The organism is Brachybacterium sp. p3-SID957, assembly GCF_025144775.1.
GTDB classification, from domain to species: Bacteria; Actinomycetota; Actinomycetes; order Actinomycetales; family Dermabacteraceae; genus Brachybacterium; species Brachybacterium epidermidis.
This window is the reverse complement of record NZ_JALXKT010000015.1, coordinates 22,645-40,618: the sequence shown is the minus strand read 5'-3', so window position 1 is coordinate 40,618 and position 17,974 is coordinate 22,645. Positions and strand designations below refer to the sequence as shown.

Below are 17,974 nucleotides of genomic sequence, written 5' to 3'. Positions count from 1 at the left end.
GAGGATGCAGGGCATGAGCATCGTGCGCGCGCTTAGCCATCTGTGGGCCCAGGGACCGTCCAAGCCGGCTCGCGACCTCGTGGACCGCCGCCTGGTGGAGCGCCGACGGCACCACCACGTGCCCACCACCTGGATCGACCCGGATCGCGCGGGTGGCGCGGGTGGCGCGGCCATCGTGCACCTGCACGGCGGTGCCTTCCTGCGCGGTGCGGACCAGAAGACCTGGGAGTGGCTGGAGGACGTGCGGCGACGCTCCGACGTGGCCGCCGCAATGGTGCACTACCGCGTGCCTCCGCGCCACCCCTTCCCGCACGCCTTCGACGACGCCCTCCAGGCGGTCCTGTCCCTGACCCGCAAGGCCGAGGTGCGGCCGGGCCACTGGGTGCTCTCCGGCGACGGTGCCGGCGGCGGCCTCGCGCTCGCCGTGGCCCAGGCGCTACGCGAGCACGGGGGCGCCCAGCCCGCCCTGCTGATGCTCACCACCCCCTGGCTGGACCTCACCGAGGAGCGGCTGCTGCGGCCCGAGCTGCGTGAGGCCGCCGAGCTGTACGCCGACGGCGCTGATCGCGACGACCCGCGCCTGAACCCGCTGCGCGGCCCCATGGAGGGGCTGCCGCCCGTGCACCTGAGCGTCGGCGGCAGCGACCCGCTGCTGGCCGATTCACGGAGGCTCAGTGAGAAGCTGCGCGCCGCCGGGGTGGAGCTCGAGATCCACGAGGCCGTCGAGGGCGGGCACAGCTACCCCCTGCAGCAGGTGGGCCCGGTGGCCCAGGCCGCCCGCCGCTCCCAGATCAGCGCGGTGCGCCGAGCCCTCGACCTCGAGCGGGCCATACCCCGCGCCTGAGCGCCCCGGCGCTCACCCGTCACTCCGTGGAGCGCGCGCGCGAGATCACCCGCACATCGATCCTCTCCTCGCGCGCCAAGATCCTGACCGGCACCGTCACGGACGCCGAGCTGCTGCTGAGCGGCTCCTCCGTGCTCCCGGGCGAGCTCAGCGGGATCTGAGCGCCAGCTCCCGGGTCATGCGCTCCAGGGACTCGCGCAGCACAGGGCGCGGCATCGCGGCGATCAGCCGGATGTGGTCGCGCCCCACCTCCCCGCAGGAAGCGCCGTCCGTGGGCAGCAGGCGAGCGGCCTGCTGGAGGTGTGCGGAGGCCGGGGCGGGCACCTCGAGGGCGCTCAGGTCGATCCAGCACACGTAGGTCGCCTGGGGCCTGCTCATCCGCGCGGCCGGCGCACTCCGGGCCAGGGCATCGGCCACCATCGCGGTGCAGTCCTCGATGTACGCGGTGACCTCCTCGATCCACCCCGAGCGATCGCGGTAGGCCGCGATGGTGCCCACCATGCCCAACGGGGCGACCCGGTGCCAGCTCGGCGGCTGGATCCGCGCCCACGCCTCCCGATCCCTGTCGCTGCTCAGCACCGCCTGGGCGCACTTGAGCCCGGGGATGTTCCAGCCCTTCGACGCGGCCACGGCCGTGATCGTGTGCGCGGCCGTGCGGGGGCTCAGGGAGGCGTAGGGGAGGTGGGTGTGGCCCGAGAACACCAGGGGCGCCCAGATCTCGTCGGCGAACACCCGGGCACCGGTCTGCTCGATCACCTCGGAGAGCTCCGCGAGCTCCCGGCGCGTGAAGACCCGCCCGGTGGGGTTGTGGGGGTTGCACAGCGTCACCAGCTGCGCCCCGCTGCCGGTGATGGCCGCCCGGATGGCGGGCAGGTCCATACGGAACAGGCCCTGTTCGTCGAGCACCATGGGCACCTCGATGACCTCGCGGCCCAGGCCCCGGATGGTGTTGAAGAAGTTCATGTAGGCCGGGGTGGGGACCACCACCGGCGTGGCCGGGTCCGTGGTCAGCGTGATCGCCTTCTCGAGCACCGAGATCACGTCCGGGACGGGGTGGACGTCCTCGGGTGCCACCTCCCAGCCGTGCGCGCCGGCGAGCCGTCGGGCGGTGGCCTCCTGGAGCTCCTGGGCCAGCTCCGGGGTGGGGTAGCCGAAGCATCCCACCTGCACCGCCTGTTCCAGGGCGGCCACGATCGCTGGCGAGGTGCCGTAGTCCATCTCCGCCACGAAGGCGCCGGTGACCTCATCGGGCAGGCTCCACTTGAGCGCCCCGGTCGAGCGCAGGTGATCCACGGTGATCGCATCCAGGCTCTGAGCCAGGGGCACGGGTGTCTCCTTCGAGGGCGGGGCGCGGTGCGCGGCGGTGAACGGACTTCTCATCATGACAGGAAACGCGCAGCACCGCTCCTGCGAAACCGTGATCGCCGATGAAGTGGGTTCTTATGGCCTGGGACCTGCATGTATAAGCAGAACTTTGCGACACGAACAATGCGTAACCAGAAGCTCAACGACTACTACCGCGTCCTGGTGCACGACCAGGAGGCGCTCACCCACCGCACGGCCCTGTACGACGAGCTGCGAACCCACCGACTGAGACATCGGACGGCCAGCTACCATGTGCCCGTGACCAGCCAGGAACCTGCCCCCGGACAGTACGTGCTGTGGCAGGGCCGCACCGCCGCTCCGGGGCGGCTGCGGGACGTGCTCGGCCCCTGCGCCCCCAGCGGCGTGCTGCGCCTGGTGGTGCAGAGGATCGCCCTGCACGACCAGGGCCGGCCCGCCGGTGAGCACGAGGTGATCTCCTCCGTGGCGGACGTCGACGGGAACCTCGTGGCGGTGCCGCTGCGTCAGGCGGTCCGCGCCGATCAGGGCCGGGCCGCCGCGCTCGACGAGGCCTTCGCGATGCTGCGACGGGACCTCGCGGAGGACGGCCTGCCCGATGTCGACGCCATCGAGGTGGTGCTGGACGCCGATGGCACCGACCGGGTGGACATCGCCCTCGCGCTCGCCGTGTCCCCGCGAGAGGTGCAGGGAGGGGACGTGGACGACGCGGTCCACGACGGCGACCACCACATCGCCCGCCATGCCCCCGCGCTCGAGGACCTGCGCGACCGCCTCGCCGAGGAGACCGTCGGCCCGGTGCAGCGCGGATGGGACGCGCTGATGGATCTGCTGCGCCGGATCCGCTGACCGGGGTCTCAGGCCTGGGCGAGTGCGGCCGGGCGCATCCCGGAGGCCGTCGCCGCGGGAAGGACGAGCCCCATCGACTCCGCCAGGGTCACGCCCAGATCGGCCCAGCCGCCCTCCACCCTCGTGCCGGGCAGGCCCGGACCGCTCCCCAGCACCGTGGTGGACGCGGCGGGATCGGCCACGGCACGCGGCCCCGCGTAGTACGGGTCATCGCCCTCGACCAGGGGACGGTGCGTGGGGGACAGGCCGAACACGGTGCCCGGGGTCCCCTCCAGCACCGCGATCACGTCGGTCTGAGCGGTGGCCCCCACCCCGTCGTCGACCGGCCGCAGCCTCAGCCGGTAGTGCGCGGCGACCTCGGCGAGGGCCTCCATCGCCGCACGGCCGACGGAGGGACTCTCGCCGCGCCGCACGTGGAGCACCCCGCGCGGGCCGTCGGGCCACACCAGTGCCCGGAAGCCGGCCAGCCGCGGGCCGTCGGTGCGCACCAGGCCATGGCGCTCCAGCACGGCATTGGGGTGGACCAGCAGCTCCACGGGCACCAGGGGACGCCCCGGCACCAGCACGATCCGATCCTCCTCGGTGGCGGCGAACGCGACCACCAGACGGTCCAGGGCCTCCACCGTGACCGCCAGGGCCCGCCTCGCGGCGGAGGAGGTGCACCCCTCGCGGCGCCGTGCCCGACCCAGCCCGCTGAGCCGGACCATCGCCAGGTCCACCCGGCCGCCGGACAGAGCCTCCTCACTCACCTGCCCCACCAGGGAGTCGGGCTCGATCTGGGACAGGTGCAGCCCGGCCTCCCGCCGGTGCCGCAGGTGCTCGGCCACCATCCGCGGGGAGCTGGTCTGCTCGGCCATGCTCCAGCGGTCGCGATAGCGGCGCAGGTCCTCCACCAGGGGCAGGCACAGGTCAACCCCGCTCCCGGCTGTGGCCGGCCACTGGAGCGCGCAGGTCACGGCCCCCCGGGACCGCGCCACTTCCAGCAGGGTGGGGATCCGCAGGTCGTCGTGGTACCACACGCCCCCCACGGCCGGCTCGGCCGGATCGAAGGCGAGCTCCATCGCCACACCGGTGTGCCCCACCGAGGCGCCGGTCATCAGGCTCACCAGGGCCGGTGAGGGCTCGGAGGGACCGCCGGTTCGGATCTCCAGAGGAACGGCATGGCGGAGCAGGGCGTCGCGCAGCGGCGATCCCGGATCGGTGAGCGGCCCGTCGGCCAGGTCGGCGGCATCGAGCCCATCGACAGCGATCACAAGGGTGCGGCCCTGGTCCACGGTGCACCCCCCTCCTCGTCCCGCGCCGGCAGCAGCACGAACGTACGAGGACAGGATTTCCCACGTGGAATCCCGCGGTGACCGGGCGGCCACGGCCAGGTGAACAGCCGACGAAGTCCGGTCGGGGTGCGCGTCCCCGTCGCCGAACCGGGAGGCTCAGTCGCAGAACAGGACGGTCTCCCGATCGCCCTGCCGGGCATCCTCGGAGCCGCTGTCCAGTGCGGTGCGCGGTACCCGTGGGGAGGCGATCACCTGGTCCATGGTGGCGCTCTGCACGGCCTGATGCGCGCGAGCGGTGCTGATGGCGGGTACGTGAAGGCCGCCGGCCTCCCCGGTGGCGCACAGGTCGAGCCCGTGCAGGGTCACCTGGTGCATGCCGCGCACCGCCTCCCCCTGAGCCCCGAGGTCCACCCGCATGGCGAAGCGCTGGGCGACCACCCCCACCTCGCGCGAGCTCGTGTCGATCACCGTGTGGGCGAAGGTACCGGTGGTCATCAGCTGCGGGACCGAGCCGTCCTCGGCCCGGTACCAGTTCGCGGCGATCCGCGGTGCCCCCACCGGTGCGAAGGGATCGGCCAGGGCGAAGGCGTAGAAGTGGCGGTTCCCTTCGTCCCAGGCCTCGGCGAGATCGTCCTTCCAGAAGTCCGGGGTCACCTCGTCGACCCGGGAGCGGGTCTCGGCATCGGAGAGCCCCGCGAAGCTCGACGGGCTCAGGTAGACGGTGCCCAGGAAGTCCACCAGCTGCTGCCGCGTCGAGGCGACGGAGGAGTCGTCCAGGCCCGCCTCCTCCCAGCTCGCGAAGTCGGCGAGGTCGCCCTCGATCGGCAGGCCCGTGAGCGCACCCGCCTCGTGGGCGTCCCAGGCGGACTGATCGACGGTGGCCAGTGGATCGCGCGCCAGCTCGGGGTCGGTGGCCACGGGCTGGGCGCCGGGGGAGCAGGCGGCGGGAGCCAGCAGGCCGATCCCCAGCACCGTCGCGGTGAGACGGCGCCGGGGCAGCAGTGCACGTGCGGCGCGCCCGGCCGGGAGCGACCCCGTGGGCGGCGTCCCGGGCCGGGGAGGCCCCGGTGTCATCGCAGCTCGGGCTCGGAGGTGTCGGCCCGGCCCGCATCGGCGTCCATGCGGCGCGAGATGGTGCGGGCCCGGTCGTGGTCGCGGTCCACGGCGCGGTCCACCAGCTCCTTGGTGTCGTGATCGGGCTCCTCGGGCTGGATCACCAGCCACACCACGAAGGCGATGGTCAGCACCGCGGTGCCGGCCAGCAGGATCCCGAACAGCGACCAGTTCGCCTTCACCGGATCCCAGAAGGAGTCGTCCCCCAGAGGGGCGGCGATCAGCAGCTCCGGAGCGATCACGGGTCCCCCCTTCGTGCTCTGCAGCCCGTCCCCGACACCGTCAGCATAACGGCCGGTCCGCATCGCGGATATGCTGGCCGGGCTATGGCAGACGTGATCGTCGGGCGCTTCGCGCTGATAGACCTGATCGCCAAGGGGGGATCCGGGTCCGTCTGGCGTGCCTGGGATCAGAAGACGCAGGAGATCTGCGCGGCCAAGGTGCTGCGCCAGCGCGACTCCGCGGACCTCATGCGGTTCGTGCGGGAGAAGGGCGTCAGTTTCGACCACCCCCACCTGCTGACCCCCTACGGCTGGGGTGCCGAGGACGAGCACGTGGTGATCGCGATGCCGCTGGTCTCCGGCGGCACCCTCGAGTCGGTGGTCAAGAAGCAGGACAAGCTCGCCGAGCCCGCCGTGGTGGTGGTGATGGAGCAGTTGCTGGACGGCCTGGCCCACATCCATTCCGAGGGCTGGATCCATCGCGACGTCAAGCCCGCCAACATCATGTTCGAACCCAGAGGCCGGGCCTGGCCGCATTCGCGCCTGGCCGACTTCGGCATCGCCGTGCACGAGACCGATGTGCGCTTCACCCACGTGGGCATGGTCAACGGGACCCCCGGCTACATGGCCCCGGAGCTGTTCGCGATGGCCGAGCCCACGCCCTCCCACGACCTGTACGCCGCGGGCGTGGTGGCGCTGGTGGCGCTGAACGGCCCCATCAAGCTGCACGACGGCGCCTTCCGGCCCGATGAGCTCAACCAGTACCTGCGCGGAGTCACACCGAAGCTGTCGGCCGTGATCCGCAAGCTGCTCGCGGCCCAGCCCGAGGAGCGCTACCAGGACGCCCAGAGCGTGCGCCGGGATCTGCCGCGCGTACCGCGGGGCTACCCCCTCACCCTGGCCGACGGCACCCCGCTGGAGTTCACCGACACGCTGCCGCCGCTGCCCCCGAACGCTCCGGGTGCGCGCAGGCCTGAGCGCCCCGCTCCCGGGGTCTCCGCCTCCTCGATGGAGGCGATCCGCGCAGGGCGCGTCCAGCAGGGGTTCTCCGCCGGATCCGCCTCCCCGCAGACGGGCCCGCAGCGGGCCGGCGGTCCGACGAGCGGTCCCGGGGGGCGCGCCACCGGTGGTCACGGCGGCGGGCCGCAGGGCACCGCGCCGGGCGGCCACGGCCCGCAGGGCTCCTCGCGCGTGGGCACCCCCACTGCTGTCGGCACCCGCACGAGCACGCAGCAGGGCACCCGCTCCCAGGGCATCACCGGCACCATCACCAGCACGCTCACCGGCACCGGACCCGATGCCGGCCGCAACCGCAGCACGTTGATGGCGGTGGCGCTGGGGGCGATCGCCGCAGTGGTCCTGGGGATCATCGTGGCGGTGGTGCTGGTGATGATCTTCGACGGCTCCGGCAACGCCGGGGCCACCAGCAGCATCGACTCGGCGTACGCCCTGGTCACCGTGGGCCAGGAATGCGTCCCGGAGGACGTGGGCGTGATCGGGCTGACCGAGGACGGCCACTACCTCTCCTGCGCGCCCACCGCCGACGGCCCCGCCTTCGGCTGAGGACCCGCCCTCAGGCGCGCGGCACCGCCACGGTGTCCAGCCCCTGGACCAGGGCCTCGCGCCGCGGGTCCATCTGCAGGTCGATCCGCAGATCCTTCGCCCCGTCCCCACCGTCACGTGCACCGTCCGCTGATCCGTGCTTGGCCTGGTCGCCAGGAGCGCCCGGCCGACGCGGAGCCTGGGTGGGCTCGGACGACTCCTCCTCCTGCTGCGCGCCGGGAACGGTCCAGCGCAGGTGGGTCTGGCTGAGAGGCACGGCGCCCTCGGGGGTGAGGGAGCCCAGCGCGCCCAGCACCAGGCCTGCTTGCTCGAGGGCCTGCTCCAGGCGGCGGCGCCGCTCGGCGCGGGAGATGTCCAGGTCCATGTTGTCGGCGAACCAGGTGTCGGCCAGCGCGTCGCCCGCTCCTCGCAGCCAGTCCAGGGCCGCACCGGCAGCCTGCAGGGTGCGCGGGGCCGGGGTGGGGATGCGGTCGGCCAGCAGGCGCGGCTCGTGCTTCGCGAGGATCTGCAGTGCCTGCACCGACAGCACTCCCAGCGGTGCGTACTTGCTGTTGGCCAGCGCCACCACACCCACACCGGAGTCGCGGTGCCACTGCATGAACGCCCCGTACCCCGGGTACCCACCGGAGTGGGAGACCAGCTCCCCGAGGTCCGGCAGCACGTCCACCGCCAGGCCGTAGCCGTAGCCGCGGATGCGGTCGAATCCGGGGGAGGTGCCGTCCGTGCCTGCGGGCAGGGGCGGCAGCACATGGTGACGATGGATCTGCTGCATCTCGCGCCGTGATCCGGTGGACAGCAGGTCCTGGGAGCGGCCCGCGGCGTCAGGAGCATCGGCCGCAGCGAGGAACCGCACCCAGGTGGCGATGTCGTCCACGGTGGAGTACAGGCCCGCCATCGCCCCGTACACACCGGGCTGGTCGAAGGGCACCGCCTCGAAGCGCGTGGCGTCGCTGCGCTCGTTGAGGCGGTGGCCCGTGGCCAGGCGCGCGAGGTCCAGGCCGGAGGTCTCGAATGCGGTGTCCACCATGCCCAGCGGGTCCAGGAAGCGCTCGTGGATCTCGACGGTGTAGTCCCGACCGGTGATCTCGTCGATCACCCGGCCCAGCATCGCGAAGCCGGTGTTGGAGTACTCGTAGCGGGTGCCGGGGGTGTTCGAGCGGCCCAGGCCGCCCTGCAGCAGCTGGGCGAAGGCCTCGCGGGTCATCGACTCCTGGCGGTCACCCCACGGGTTGTCGGTGACCAGGCCGGAGTTCATCGACAGCAGGTCGCGCAGGGTGACGGGGCGGGCATCGGCGGGGGAGTCGAAGGCGCCGGCGGCCTCCGGCAGGTGCTGCTCGACGGGATCGTCCAGGCGCAGCCTGCCCTCGTCGCGCAGCGCCAGGATGGTCGCGGCGGTGAAGGACTTGGTCAGCGAGGCGATGCGGGAGATGCTGCCGCGCCCCATCGGTGTGGAGCCCGGGGTGGGCTCGCCGTCCTCCAGCTCGCGGTGCCCGGCCGCACCGTGTGCCAGCACCGCCTCGTCGTGACCGTGACCCCCGACGATCGCCCAGGTCACGCCGGCGATCTGATGGTCGGTGATGGTCTTCTCGTACAGTTTGGCGATCTCGTCGATGGCCTGCTGGGGAACGGCGGGGGCGGGAGCGGCGGGGCCGGGTGCTGTGTGCTGCATGCCTGTTACCGTATCGGGTGGACCAGGGAGCCGGCATGGCCGCAATCGCGGCGGGGCGGCGGGTGCACAGCACAGCCGTGGGCTGCGAGCCGACGGGAGGGTGCCGCCCGCAGGAAACGACGACCGCCGCCAGTGCGCGGTCGACGACTGTTTTCTCGGGAACTACGCGCGGCCGTCCGGATGGGTGTCGACGTCCCCGGGTGATCCGTCCCGGTAGAACGCTGCGATCACCGCGGCGACGTGCTCGCCCATCACCTCGGCCACCAGGGCGGGATCCGCTCGTCGGGGGTCGAAGCCGGGGGAGCGGCGGGCAGGACCTGCGTCGCCCGAACCAGCGGGAGCGGCGGCGTCGCCCGAACCGTCGGGGGCAGCGGCGTCGCCCGAACCGTCGGGGGCAGCGGCGTCGCCCGAGCCGGGCCCGTCGGATTCCGGTGCCGATGCGTCGTCAGCCGGGACCGGACCCGTGTTCACGGGGGCCACCAGGTCCTCGATGCGCAGTCCGCGCAGGGTGAGCAGCAGCAGCGGCTTCTCGTCCACCGCCTCGACCAGCACGTACGCCAGCGCCGCGACGTGACGGCAGGGCCCGGGCCAGTCCAGGCAGGAGCAGTCATGGGACAGCTCGGAGGGGCCGCGCGGCAGCAGGGACACCTCATGCGCGGACAGCTCCTTCTCCACCAGCTGCGGGTACTCCCCGGCGGCCATGGTGGCCGGCAACCCGGGGTGGGCGCGAGCCACGACCAGGAACGCCTCTGTGTCCGCAGCGGAGAACGCCGGCAGGTCCAGCTGCGGGCGGTACAGCTCCCCGTCGGAGTCCTGCACCGCGCCGCGGGCCGTGCCGGTGGTGACATCGATCCAGGCCACGCGGCCCGAGCGGGCATCCGCCCGACCGCCCGAGGCCCTGCCCACCCCGAGGATGGTCTCCATGGCATTGCGCAGGGCGACCGCGTGCCAGCCCTTTCCGATCGGCCCGCGCCGGGACCGCAGCTGGATGTTCACCCCGGACCACCGCCCTTCTCCTCCTCCGACAGCGACAGCAGCTCCAGCAGGGAGTCGTCGTCCAGCTGGGCGAGCCAGTCCTCACCGGGGGCGATGGTGAGATCGGCCAGGGACTGCTTGTCCAGCAGCACGGTGTCGATGCGCTCCTCGATGGTGCCTGCGCTGACCAGCTTGTGCACCTGCACGTCCCGCCGCTGCCCGATGCGGAACGCCCGGTCGGTGGCCTGGTTCTCCACCGCCGGGTTCCACCAGCGGTCCAGGTGCACGACGTGGTTGGCGGCAGTGAGGGTCAGACCCGTGCCGCCGGCGCGCAGGCTCAGCAGCATCAGCCCGGGCTGGTCCCGCTGCGCCTGGAACTGTGCCACCATCTGGTCGCGGTCCTTCTTCGCCACCCCGCCGTGCAGGAACGGCACCGGCAGCCCGAAGCGCTCGGTCCAGTACGGCACCAGCAGGTGCCCGAAGGTGGTGAACTGCGTGAACAGCAGCACCTTCTCGCCATCGGCGAAGGCCGTCTCCAACAGGTCGTCCACCAGCTCGAGCTTCCCGGAGCGGTGGTGCCCCTCCCGCAGCATCGGGGAGCCGTCCCCCAGGTAGTGCGCGGGATGGTTGCACACCTGCTTCAGCCGGGTCAGGGTCGAGACCACCACCGAGCGCCGCTGCTTCTGGGTGGCGGTGTCCAGCTGGTCCTTCAGATCCTCCACCAGTGCCTGGTACAGGCCGGCCTGCTCTGGGGTGAGGGTGACGGTGCGGGTCAGCTCCCGCTTCTCCGGCAGGTCCGCGATGATCGCCCGGTCCGTCTTCACGCGGCGCAGCACGAACGGGGAGGTCACCAGCTTCAGCCGGGCCAGCGCCCCGGGATCGGCCTCCTTGGAGATCGGGGAGGCCACGTGCTCGCTGAAATCGGCGGCCTTGCCCAGCAGTCCCGGCTCCACCACCTCCATCAACGAGTGGAGGTCCTCCAGACGGTTCTCCACCGGGGTGCCGGTCAGGGCCAGGCGGTGCGGGGGCCGCAGCCTCCGTGCCGCCTGGCTCACCTGCGTGTGGGCGTTCTTCAAGTGCTGCGCCTCGTCGTACACCACGCGATGCCAGTCCACCCGCTGCAGCACGGGCAGGTCCCTCGCCAGCAGGGCGTAGGTGGTGATCACCAGGTCCATGTCGGCCGCGCCGGCGACGAAGGACTCATCGCGGATGCGATCCCCGCCGTGGTGGACGTGCACCGCCAGGTGAGGGGCGAAGGCCCGCGCCTCCCGCTGCCAGGCGCCCACCACCGACATCGGGCACACCAGCAGGGTGGGGCCGACGGGGTGGGACTCACCGCGGCTCGTGCGCCCGCTGCGCCCCGGCTCCTGCTCTCGCTCGCGGCACAGCAGGGCGAGGACCTGCATGGTCTTGCCCAGGCCCATGTCATCGGCGAGGATCCCGCCCAGCCCCAGCTGGTGCAGCTCCCACATCCAGTCCAGTCCCGCCTGCTGGTAGGGCCGCAGGGTGGCCTGCAGGGTCGTCGGCTGGGGGAGGGTGCGGGGTCCGGGCCCGCCGGGCAGCAGGCGCGCGATGCCGGCCCTGTCGGCATCCTGCAGAGCCGCTGCCCCCAGGTGCAGCTCCGCGGCGTGCGGGGACAGCACCAGGGAGAACAGTTCGGCCCACGGCAGCACCCCGCTCAGTGATCCGGGCACCGTGTCCGGCACCGGGAACAGGGACGTGAGCACCGGCATCGGGTGATCGTCAGCGGCCGACGCACCGGCCTTCCCGGACGCGGGTGCGCCGGGGGCGCCGGGGTCCTCGGCGGCCGCGCCCCCCTCCGGCTCCGGAAGGCCCGCGAGGCGAGCCGCCCGCTCGGCCGCCAGGCGCCGGAAGCGCTTGGCGCGATCGGTGAACTCGTCCAGGAACCGTTCTGCGGCGCGCAGGGTGGTCGCATCCAGCCGCACCCACCGGCCGCGCAGCTGCACCAGCTCCGACTGTGCGGCCAGGATCTCGGCCATCTCCTCGTCGGTCAGGTCCGTCTCGCCCACGGCCATCCGCCAGCGGAACTGGGTCACCTGTCCCAGTCCCACGGAGGACTCGCGCTCCCCGGCGGGCTCCTCGGTGACCTGGGGCCGCAGGGTGGCCGCCTGCTTGGTCCAGTCGCGCGGCAGCAGCACCGTCACACCCGCCTGCTCCAGCCCCGGGGCGTCGTGGGCCAGGAACGTGCCGGCCTCGGCGGTGGTCAGCAGCCAGTCCACGCCGGTGTCGTCCATCGCGGCCTGCCGCACCGTGGGAGCCAGGCGCATCACCTCGGCGGTGGCCTCCGCCGCCCCCGCCGCGGTCACGTCGCCCACCGCACGAAGATCGGCCACCGGGAGCACGGTGCCGTCGCTCTGCCGCAGGCACGTCTGCAGCGGCCAGGCCGTGCCCACCGGGGGTTCGTGCAGGCGCACCACCAGCTCGCTGTCGGTGGAGGTCAGCTGCACCCCTATGCGGCCCGAGTCGCGGTACGCCGCGAACGCCCTCGCGATCGCTCGCTGCTCGGGCACCTCGGCCTCCAGCTCCGTCTCCCCGGCCAGCGCTGCCAGCACGCCGTACCGGTCCGCGCCGGGGGCTGCAGGGGTGGGGGAGCACTGCGCGAGGTGCGCGGCGAAGGCCTGCCGGGCATGGGCGTCGACCAGGGCGTGCAGCAGACTCGGGCGACGCTCGGTGGGAGCCTGCCACTGCAGCAGCGCCCGCCCGTGATGCCACTGCACATCGACCCGCAGGTCCCGCGCCGCCACCAGCGCGCGCGCCTCGACGTCCAGCACTGTCGCGGCCAGCAGATCCGGCATCACGGTGAGCTCGGAGGCCGGGCCCTCGGAGGCCAGCCGCACCGCCGCACCCTCGGTGACCAGCTGTGACAGCTGTTCGACGGCATCGGCGCCGAAGCGCTCGCCCAAGCCCTCACTCACTGCCGCGACCAGGTCGATCAGCGCCGGCCCGTCCAGGGGCAGGGCCGGGACGCGGCGATCAGGGGTGCCGGGGGCCCCGGGGATCCGCACCCGGTGCCGCAGTGTGGCCGGGGCCGCCGCGAGCACCTCGGCGAGAGCGTGCGGGGACTGTGCTTGCACGGGTGCGAGCTCGCTGAGCGCGCGCGAGCGCCCCGGAGCGACCTGCTCCCGTACCCACAGCGCGGGGCCGAGGTCGTCGTCGACGACGAGGTGCAGGCGGCGGGTGGGCATCTGCTCAGACTAGATCGCGGCACCGACATCGGGCGGCCTGCCGCCGTCGCTGTGGACGACGCGCGGCATGGCCGCACACGTGCGCGGGTGCTCACATGCCGTCGATGATCAGGGCGGTGGCGTCCAGCCATGCCTCCTTGGTGGCGGAGGAGACACGGTTCCAGTCCAGGTGGGAGCCGTCCACGAACTGGTGCTCGTAGGGCACCTCGGTGACCGCGCGGGTGTGCGCACCGAAGTGGTTCATCAGGCGGGTGCGCAGCACCGGGTCGAACTTCCCCTTCGAGGAGTGGGAGAGGATCGTCACGGCGTGCTCCACCTGCGTCTGCAGGCCGGTGGCCCGCAGCTCGTCGATCATCCAGGCGGCGGCGTTGAAGGTGTCCTCGCGCACGGTGGAGATGATCACCAGCTGGTCGGCACTGCGCACCGCAGCCATCCAGTTCGACGCCCGCACGTTGTTGCCGGTGTCGATCACCTTGATCCGGTAGAAGCGGGAGAGGGTGTCGTTCAGCTCGGTGAACGCCTCGGCGTCGATCGAGGCAGCCGATCCCGGGTCCTCGTCGGAGGCCAGGATGTCGAAGCGCATCGCTCCCTGCGGCCGCATGAACGGATCCAGGTCCGCGGCGCTGGCCTGCGGGGCCTTCATGCGGTCCAGGTCGTGCAGCAGGTCCACGGCGGTGCGGGTGTGATCAGTGGGGATGCCCCGCCAGCCCAGGGTGCCGCGGGTCTCGTTGTTGTCCCAGGCCAGCACGTTGCCGCCGCGGGTCACGCCCAGCGTGGCCGCGATCATCAGTGAGGCGGTGGTCTTGTGGGCGCCGCCCTTGAGGTTCACCACCACGATGTTGCGCGGGCCGTCCAGGGGGCGGCGGATCCGCTCCAGGCGGTCGATCTCGTACTGCTCACGCCTGCCGGGGCGCGGGGAGATCACGCCGCCGGTGGCGCGGGTGAGGAAGCCCTGCCAGCCCTTGGCGGCCTTCGCCTTGGGCTTGCGGGCCGTGGTGGCCTGCAGGTCCTTCAGGGTGGGGCGGCCCTCGTCGTCGGGTCGCTGCCGCACCGGCTCACTCGTGCGGGGCCCGGCCGTTCCGGCCTCGGCGGCATCGTCGTCGGCCGTGCGGGCACGCCACGTCTCCCCGGCGCTCGACGGCGCGGAAGGCGCCGACGGAGCCGACGGGGGCGAGCCCGGGGTGGAGCTCGGCGCGGGCGCGGCGGAGGCGGCCGAGACCGCGGAGGTCGCCGAGCTCGCGGACGGCGCGGAGGCGACCGACGCTGCGGAGTGCGCCGAGGCGTGGGCGCCGTGCGCACGACGGCGGCCCGCGCGATGCGTGCGTGCCACCGGCAGTTCCCCGGTGTGCGTGAGCGCCGAGGACGGGGCGTCCCAGGGGGAGGCCGTGGGGTCACCGGGCCGACCGGAGGGCGCGGCGGCTGCGCCCCCGGAGGGCTGAAGGGAGGAGGAGGGGCGCTCGCCGGTGGGGAGCGGAGGCAGGTCCTCGTCCTCAGGGCCCGCCTCGCGCGGGGAGATCTGCCCGTTGGGCTCCACCCGCAGGAAGTGACGCGCCCCGGGCTCGAGGATCACCACGTCCAGGGCGGAGCCCTCGATCTGCGAGGCGGTGATGAACACCTGCTTCACGTTCGCCCGCAGCTCGGACAGATCGGCTCCCTCGACCTCCACCACCTCGTTGTCGAGGTGCACGCTCGCACGGGTGTCGGAGGTGATGCGCGCCTGCGCGATCATCGATCGGTCCCTTCCACGACTGCGGCCCGCGTGGGCCCGGATCCGTCCCCGATGCGGTGTGCTCGGTGACCGCACCACTCTACGGTCGACCTGCGGCATTCGTGCACCTACAGTGGCAGCGTGCGCGCTCATCTGCTCACCGACGAGGCCCTCCCGGGCGCCGACGAGGACGCCGCCGGTGTGCTGGGCGAGGTCGCCGTGGTGCTCGACGGGGCCGGGGTCCCGCAGCGGTTCCGTGCTGGCTGCCACCACTCGGTGGCCTGGTACTCCCACACCCTGGCCGCTCACCTGCTGCTGCGCGCCTGCGATCCCGCACGCACCCTGCGCGAGGCCCTCGCCGATGCCATCACCGCGGTGCGGGACCTGCACGCCGATCAGTGCGATCTGGACGCCGGGTCGCCGTCGGCCACCGTGGTGGCCGTGCGCCGGTGCGAGGACCGGCTCGAGCACCTGGTGCTGTGCGACTCCTCCCTGCTGCTGCACCACCGCGACGGCACCGTGCGCCGCATCACCGACGACCGGGTCGACCATCTGGTCCTCGCCGACCACTCGGGGCCCTCCGTCGAGGCGATGCGCAACGCCCCCGGCGGCTTCTGGCTGGCCCGGCACGAGCCGGAGGCCGCCGACGAGGCCCTCACCGGCAGCGTGCCCCTCGCGGACCTGCGGGCCGTGCACCTGGTCAGCGATGGCATCACGCGTGCGATCGACCGGCTGGGCCTGCACACGCCCGCTTCTCTCAGCGAGACCCTGCTCACCGCGCCGGAGGAACTGCTCGAGCAGCTGCGGGCCGCTGAGCGCGCTCTCGATCCCGCGCGGCGTCCCCGCAAGATCCACGACGATGCGACTGCACTCACCCTGCGCTGGTGAGCCACGGCACCGCCGGTGAGCAAAGAGATGGCGCACCCGCTGACCTCTACCCGGGGGATATGGCGGCGCGGTGGGGAAGGCGCGCCGTGCTTGGCGGAGAATTGACCATCCCTTGCCGCGCTCGAGACCCCGGTGGAGGATCGTCAGCCCCGCTTCTACCTGCGGGAACAATCGTCCCGTGAGCGTTTACAGCCGGGGCCCTGCGGTCTAGACTCGACCGTGTGCGCAGTGCTCGCACGATCCTCGCGCGATCTGTGGCTGCGGCTGAGGAACGGGTGCGCACCGCATGCATGAGAGCCGGATCCAGAGGTGTGGTGGGGTAGACAGTGCTTGAAGGCGAAACTTCCCGGTGGGCCTGATAGTGTCCCCGTCGTGCTCCTGAAACCGCGGGTTTCATGCACCTGACAACTTCATAGATGTGCCGCTTCTCGAGACCCCCCTCACGGGGAGCGGCCGGACGGGCACTACGCCAGGTTCCCCCCACCTTTGGCAGCCCGTCCAGCCTGTTCGCCCGCACCCACCCCTGACGGACGACAGGCATGACGAGCGGTCCGTGAGCCCCCGACACTGTCGGCGCAGAGCTCCGGGCCGCTCGTCCCGTTCCAGGGGGATGCGCCGCGCCTGAGACGAGGCGGTTGCGCCTGAGACCATGGCGGGGTGAACGTCTCCCTGAGCCCCGAGGCCGGTCGGGTCGACGCCGTGCGTCGGCTGTCCCGCGGACCAGCGCTGCTCCTGCTGCTGATCGGCGCGTTCTTCGCCTCCGCCGCGCTGTACATCGGCTGGTTCGGCACCCGCTGGGGCCTGCTTCTGCTGATCCCCGCCGTGGTCCTGGCCGCCGGGACGCGGGCACTGTGGTCCCGCCCCCGCCGCGGCCAGAAGGCGCTGCGATCAGGCGACCCGCACCTGCGCCTGGACCACACCGGGGCCACCGCGGCCGACGGGCCCACGATCCCCTGGCAGCAGATCGACCGCATCGACCTGCTGCGTGCGGCGGAGACCCCGCTGGACGCCCTGCCCGAGGGATCGCGCGCCACCGTGATGAACGTCGGGGGCACCCGCGGGCGGTGGAGCATCACCCTGCGGGACGGCAGCGAGCGCACCGGCCTCTTCGACTTCGTACCCACCGAGGAGTACCACCGCTTCCTCATCACCGGCCGTGACCTGGCGCGCGTCGGGGGCGCGGTGCTGCTGGACGGCCAGGACGGCCCCTGAGCAGGAGAGCCGCTGAGCAGGGGCGCTCCTGAGCCTCAGCCCAGGATGGCCACGTCGCTGCCCGGGTCCAGGCGGTACCCGGTACCGCGCACGGTGGAGACCAGCTTGCGGTAGCGGCCCAGCTTGGTGCGCAGCCGCCGTACGTGCACGTCCACGGTGCGCTCACCGGTCTCGGCGGGGGCGTCGGACCACACGGTGGTCATGAGCTCCTCGCGGGAGACGGTTCGACGGGCATTGCGCGCCAGGTGGGCCAGCAGCTCGAACTCCTTGTAGGTGAGGTCCACGTCCTGGCCGTCGATCCGCACGCGCCTGCCGTACAGGTCCAGCACCAGGGCGCTGTCCCCCGGGGCGGAGGGGCTCGAGGGGCTGACGGCGGTCGCCGCGAAGGCGCGTCGGCGTGCGTTCTCCGCATCCCGACGGGCCGGGGAGGTGGGGGAGACGGTGCCGGTGCGGCGCGGGCGCAGCGGGCTGATCGCGGCCTGCTGACGAGTGGGAGGCAGCGCCTTCTCGCTGCGGGGCGCGGCCACGAAGGGGCGCGGGCTGGTCACCGTCACCGTGGTGAGCCCGCGGCGGGCCGAGGTGAGGCGGGTGGCCTGAGCGCGCAGGTTGTCGGCCAGCAGGGCGGCCTCGACGTCACCGGTGCCGGAGGGCAGGGTGACCGAGACGGTGATGGTCACGCCGTTCTCGCCGGAGGGCAGGGCCCGGGCGTGGGCGGGCGCCGGGGAGGGCCGGCCGCCGCGGTCGGTGCGCGGGGAAGAGGGGGTCGACAGGCGCAGGTCGTGGGAGGCGGTCGCCCCACGGGTGGGCAGGGGGTGAGAGGTGGTGCGGTCCAGTGCGATGGTCATGATGCAAGTTCTCCGGGGTGCGGCGCGGTGGGCGCGGCGGATGGTGGACCCGGGATCCCGGTGATCGACGCACGGTGGCGGATCTGTGGGGTGTGCTCCCGGTGGCACCTGGAACCCGCGCCTTCCGGCCGGCTCCTGTCAGCCGACCCCGGAGGTGTCTCGAGCGCTCAGAGGCTCGGCTGACGCTGCATCATCTGCATCATCATCATCATCATCGAGCGCATCATGGCGGAGGCCACCCGGATGGCGGCCTCGACGCGAACGGC

General features: G+C 72.9%; 15 protein-coding genes. 6 read left to right on the top strand and 9 right to left on the bottom strand.

The genetic code is table 11. From position 1 onward, the window contains the following. Positions 1-13 precede the first annotated feature (13 nt). Together M3B01_RS05200 and M3B01_RS05195 are read left to right on the top strand one after the other, a co-directional pair. Complete coding sequence (locus M3B01_RS05200) at positions 14-844, top strand: alpha/beta hydrolase fold domain-containing protein (RefSeq protein ID WP_193865693.1); 831 nt, start codon at positions 14-16, stop codon at positions 842-844. Between the two features lie 26 nt (positions 845-870). Next, on the top strand, positions 871-1,005 hold the full coding sequence (locus tag M3B01_RS05195) for a hypothetical protein (RefSeq protein ID WP_259789984.1): 135 nt from the start codon (positions 871-873) through the stop codon (positions 1,003-1,005). Here the strand turns inward: M3B01_RS05195 and M3B01_RS05190 are convergent. Further along, the gene (locus tag M3B01_RS05190; RefSeq protein WP_259789983.1) at positions 992-2,224 is read right to left on the bottom strand and encodes a MalY/PatB family protein; all 1,233 of its coding nucleotides are present in this window, start codon (positions 2,222-2,224) and stop codon (positions 992-994) included. The two genes, M3B01_RS05195 and M3B01_RS05190, sit on opposite strands and share 14 nt — an antisense overlap. Before the next feature lie 108 nt (positions 2,225-2,332). On the opposite strand from M3B01_RS05190, the gene M3B01_RS05185 reads away from it, so the two are divergent. Then, on the top strand, positions 2,333-3,034 hold the full coding sequence (locus tag M3B01_RS05185) for a hypothetical protein (RefSeq protein WP_259789982.1): 702 nt from the start codon (positions 2,333-2,335) through the stop codon (positions 3,032-3,034). Between the two features lie 8 nt (positions 3,035-3,042). Here M3B01_RS05185 and M3B01_RS05180 read toward each other — a convergent pair whose 3' ends face one another. The 3 genes from M3B01_RS05180 to M3B01_RS05170 all read right to left on the bottom strand — a co-directional run bounded on the left by M3B01_RS05180 (position 3,043) and on the right by M3B01_RS05170 (position 5,663). Continuing rightward, positions 3,043-4,308: an alkaline phosphatase family protein gene (locus M3B01_RS05180; RefSeq protein WP_259789980.1), complete on the bottom strand. Its 1,266-nt coding sequence runs from the start codon at positions 4,306-4,308 to the stop codon at positions 3,043-3,045. A gap of 156 nt (positions 4,309-4,464) precedes the next feature. Further along, positions 4,465-5,382: a hypothetical protein gene (locus tag M3B01_RS05175; protein WP_259789978.1), complete on the bottom strand. Its 918-nt coding sequence runs from the start codon at positions 5,380-5,382 to the stop codon at positions 4,465-4,467. Then, the gene (locus M3B01_RS05170; protein ID WP_193865687.1) at positions 5,379-5,663 is read right to left on the bottom strand and encodes a hypothetical protein; all 285 of its coding nucleotides are present in this window, start codon (positions 5,661-5,663) and stop codon (positions 5,379-5,381) included. Before M3B01_RS05170 ends, M3B01_RS05175 begins: the two co-directional genes overlap by 4 nt. 84 nt (positions 5,664-5,747) lie before the next feature. On the opposite strand from M3B01_RS05170, the gene M3B01_RS05165 reads away from it, so the two are divergent. Then, positions 5,748-7,205 carry a serine/threonine protein kinase gene (locus M3B01_RS05165; RefSeq protein WP_259789976.1) on the top strand — a complete coding sequence of 486 codons (1,458 nt, stop codon included), beginning with the start codon at positions 5,748-5,750 and terminating at the stop codon, positions 7,203-7,205. A 10-nt stretch (positions 7,206-7,215) separates the two neighbouring features. Here the strand turns inward: M3B01_RS05165 and M3B01_RS05160 are convergent, their stop codons facing one another. From M3B01_RS05160 to M3B01_RS05145, 4 genes are all read right to left on the bottom strand, one after another. After that, complete coding sequence (locus M3B01_RS05160; protein ID WP_259789974.1) at positions 7,216-8,874, bottom strand: serine hydrolase; 1,659 nt, start codon at positions 8,872-8,874, stop codon at positions 7,216-7,218. Positions 8,875-9,036: 162 nt separating this feature from the next. Further along, entirely contained in the window at positions 9,037-9,870 is an 834-nt protein-coding gene (locus tag M3B01_RS05155) for an SWIM zinc finger family protein (RefSeq protein WP_259789971.1), read from the bottom strand. After that, on the bottom strand, positions 9,867-13,055 hold the full coding sequence (locus tag M3B01_RS05150) for a DEAD/DEAH box helicase (protein WP_259789970.1): 3,189 nt from the start codon (positions 13,053-13,055) through the stop codon (positions 9,867-9,869). The genes M3B01_RS05155 and M3B01_RS05150 overlap by 4 nt, the downstream gene beginning before the upstream one ends. A gap of 91 nt (positions 13,056-13,146) precedes the next feature. Then, positions 13,147-14,784, bottom strand: a complete 1,638-nt coding sequence (locus M3B01_RS05145) for a chromosome partitioning protein (RefSeq protein ID WP_259789968.1) — start codon at positions 14,782-14,784, stop codon at positions 13,147-13,149. Between the two features lie 120 nt (positions 14,785-14,904). Between M3B01_RS05145 and M3B01_RS05140 the strand changes: the two genes are divergently transcribed. Next, complete coding sequence (locus M3B01_RS05140) at positions 14,905-15,651, top strand: protein phosphatase 2C domain-containing protein (RefSeq protein WP_259789966.1); 747 nt, start codon at positions 14,905-14,907, stop codon at positions 15,649-15,651. 657 nt (positions 15,652-16,308) lie between these two features. Then, positions 16,309-16,863 (top strand): hypothetical protein, encoded by a 555-nt coding sequence (locus M3B01_RS05135; protein WP_259789964.1) that lies wholly within the window; start codon positions 16,309-16,311, stop codon positions 16,861-16,863. Positions 16,864-16,898: 35 nt separating this feature from the next. On the opposite strand, the gene M3B01_RS05130 is transcribed toward M3B01_RS05135, so the two are convergent. After that, positions 16,899-17,708, bottom strand: coding sequence for a winged helix-turn-helix domain-containing protein (locus tag M3B01_RS05130; protein WP_259789962.1), 810 nt, complete (start codon positions 17,706-17,708; stop codon positions 16,899-16,901). Positions 17,709-17,974: the final 266 nt, after the last annotated feature.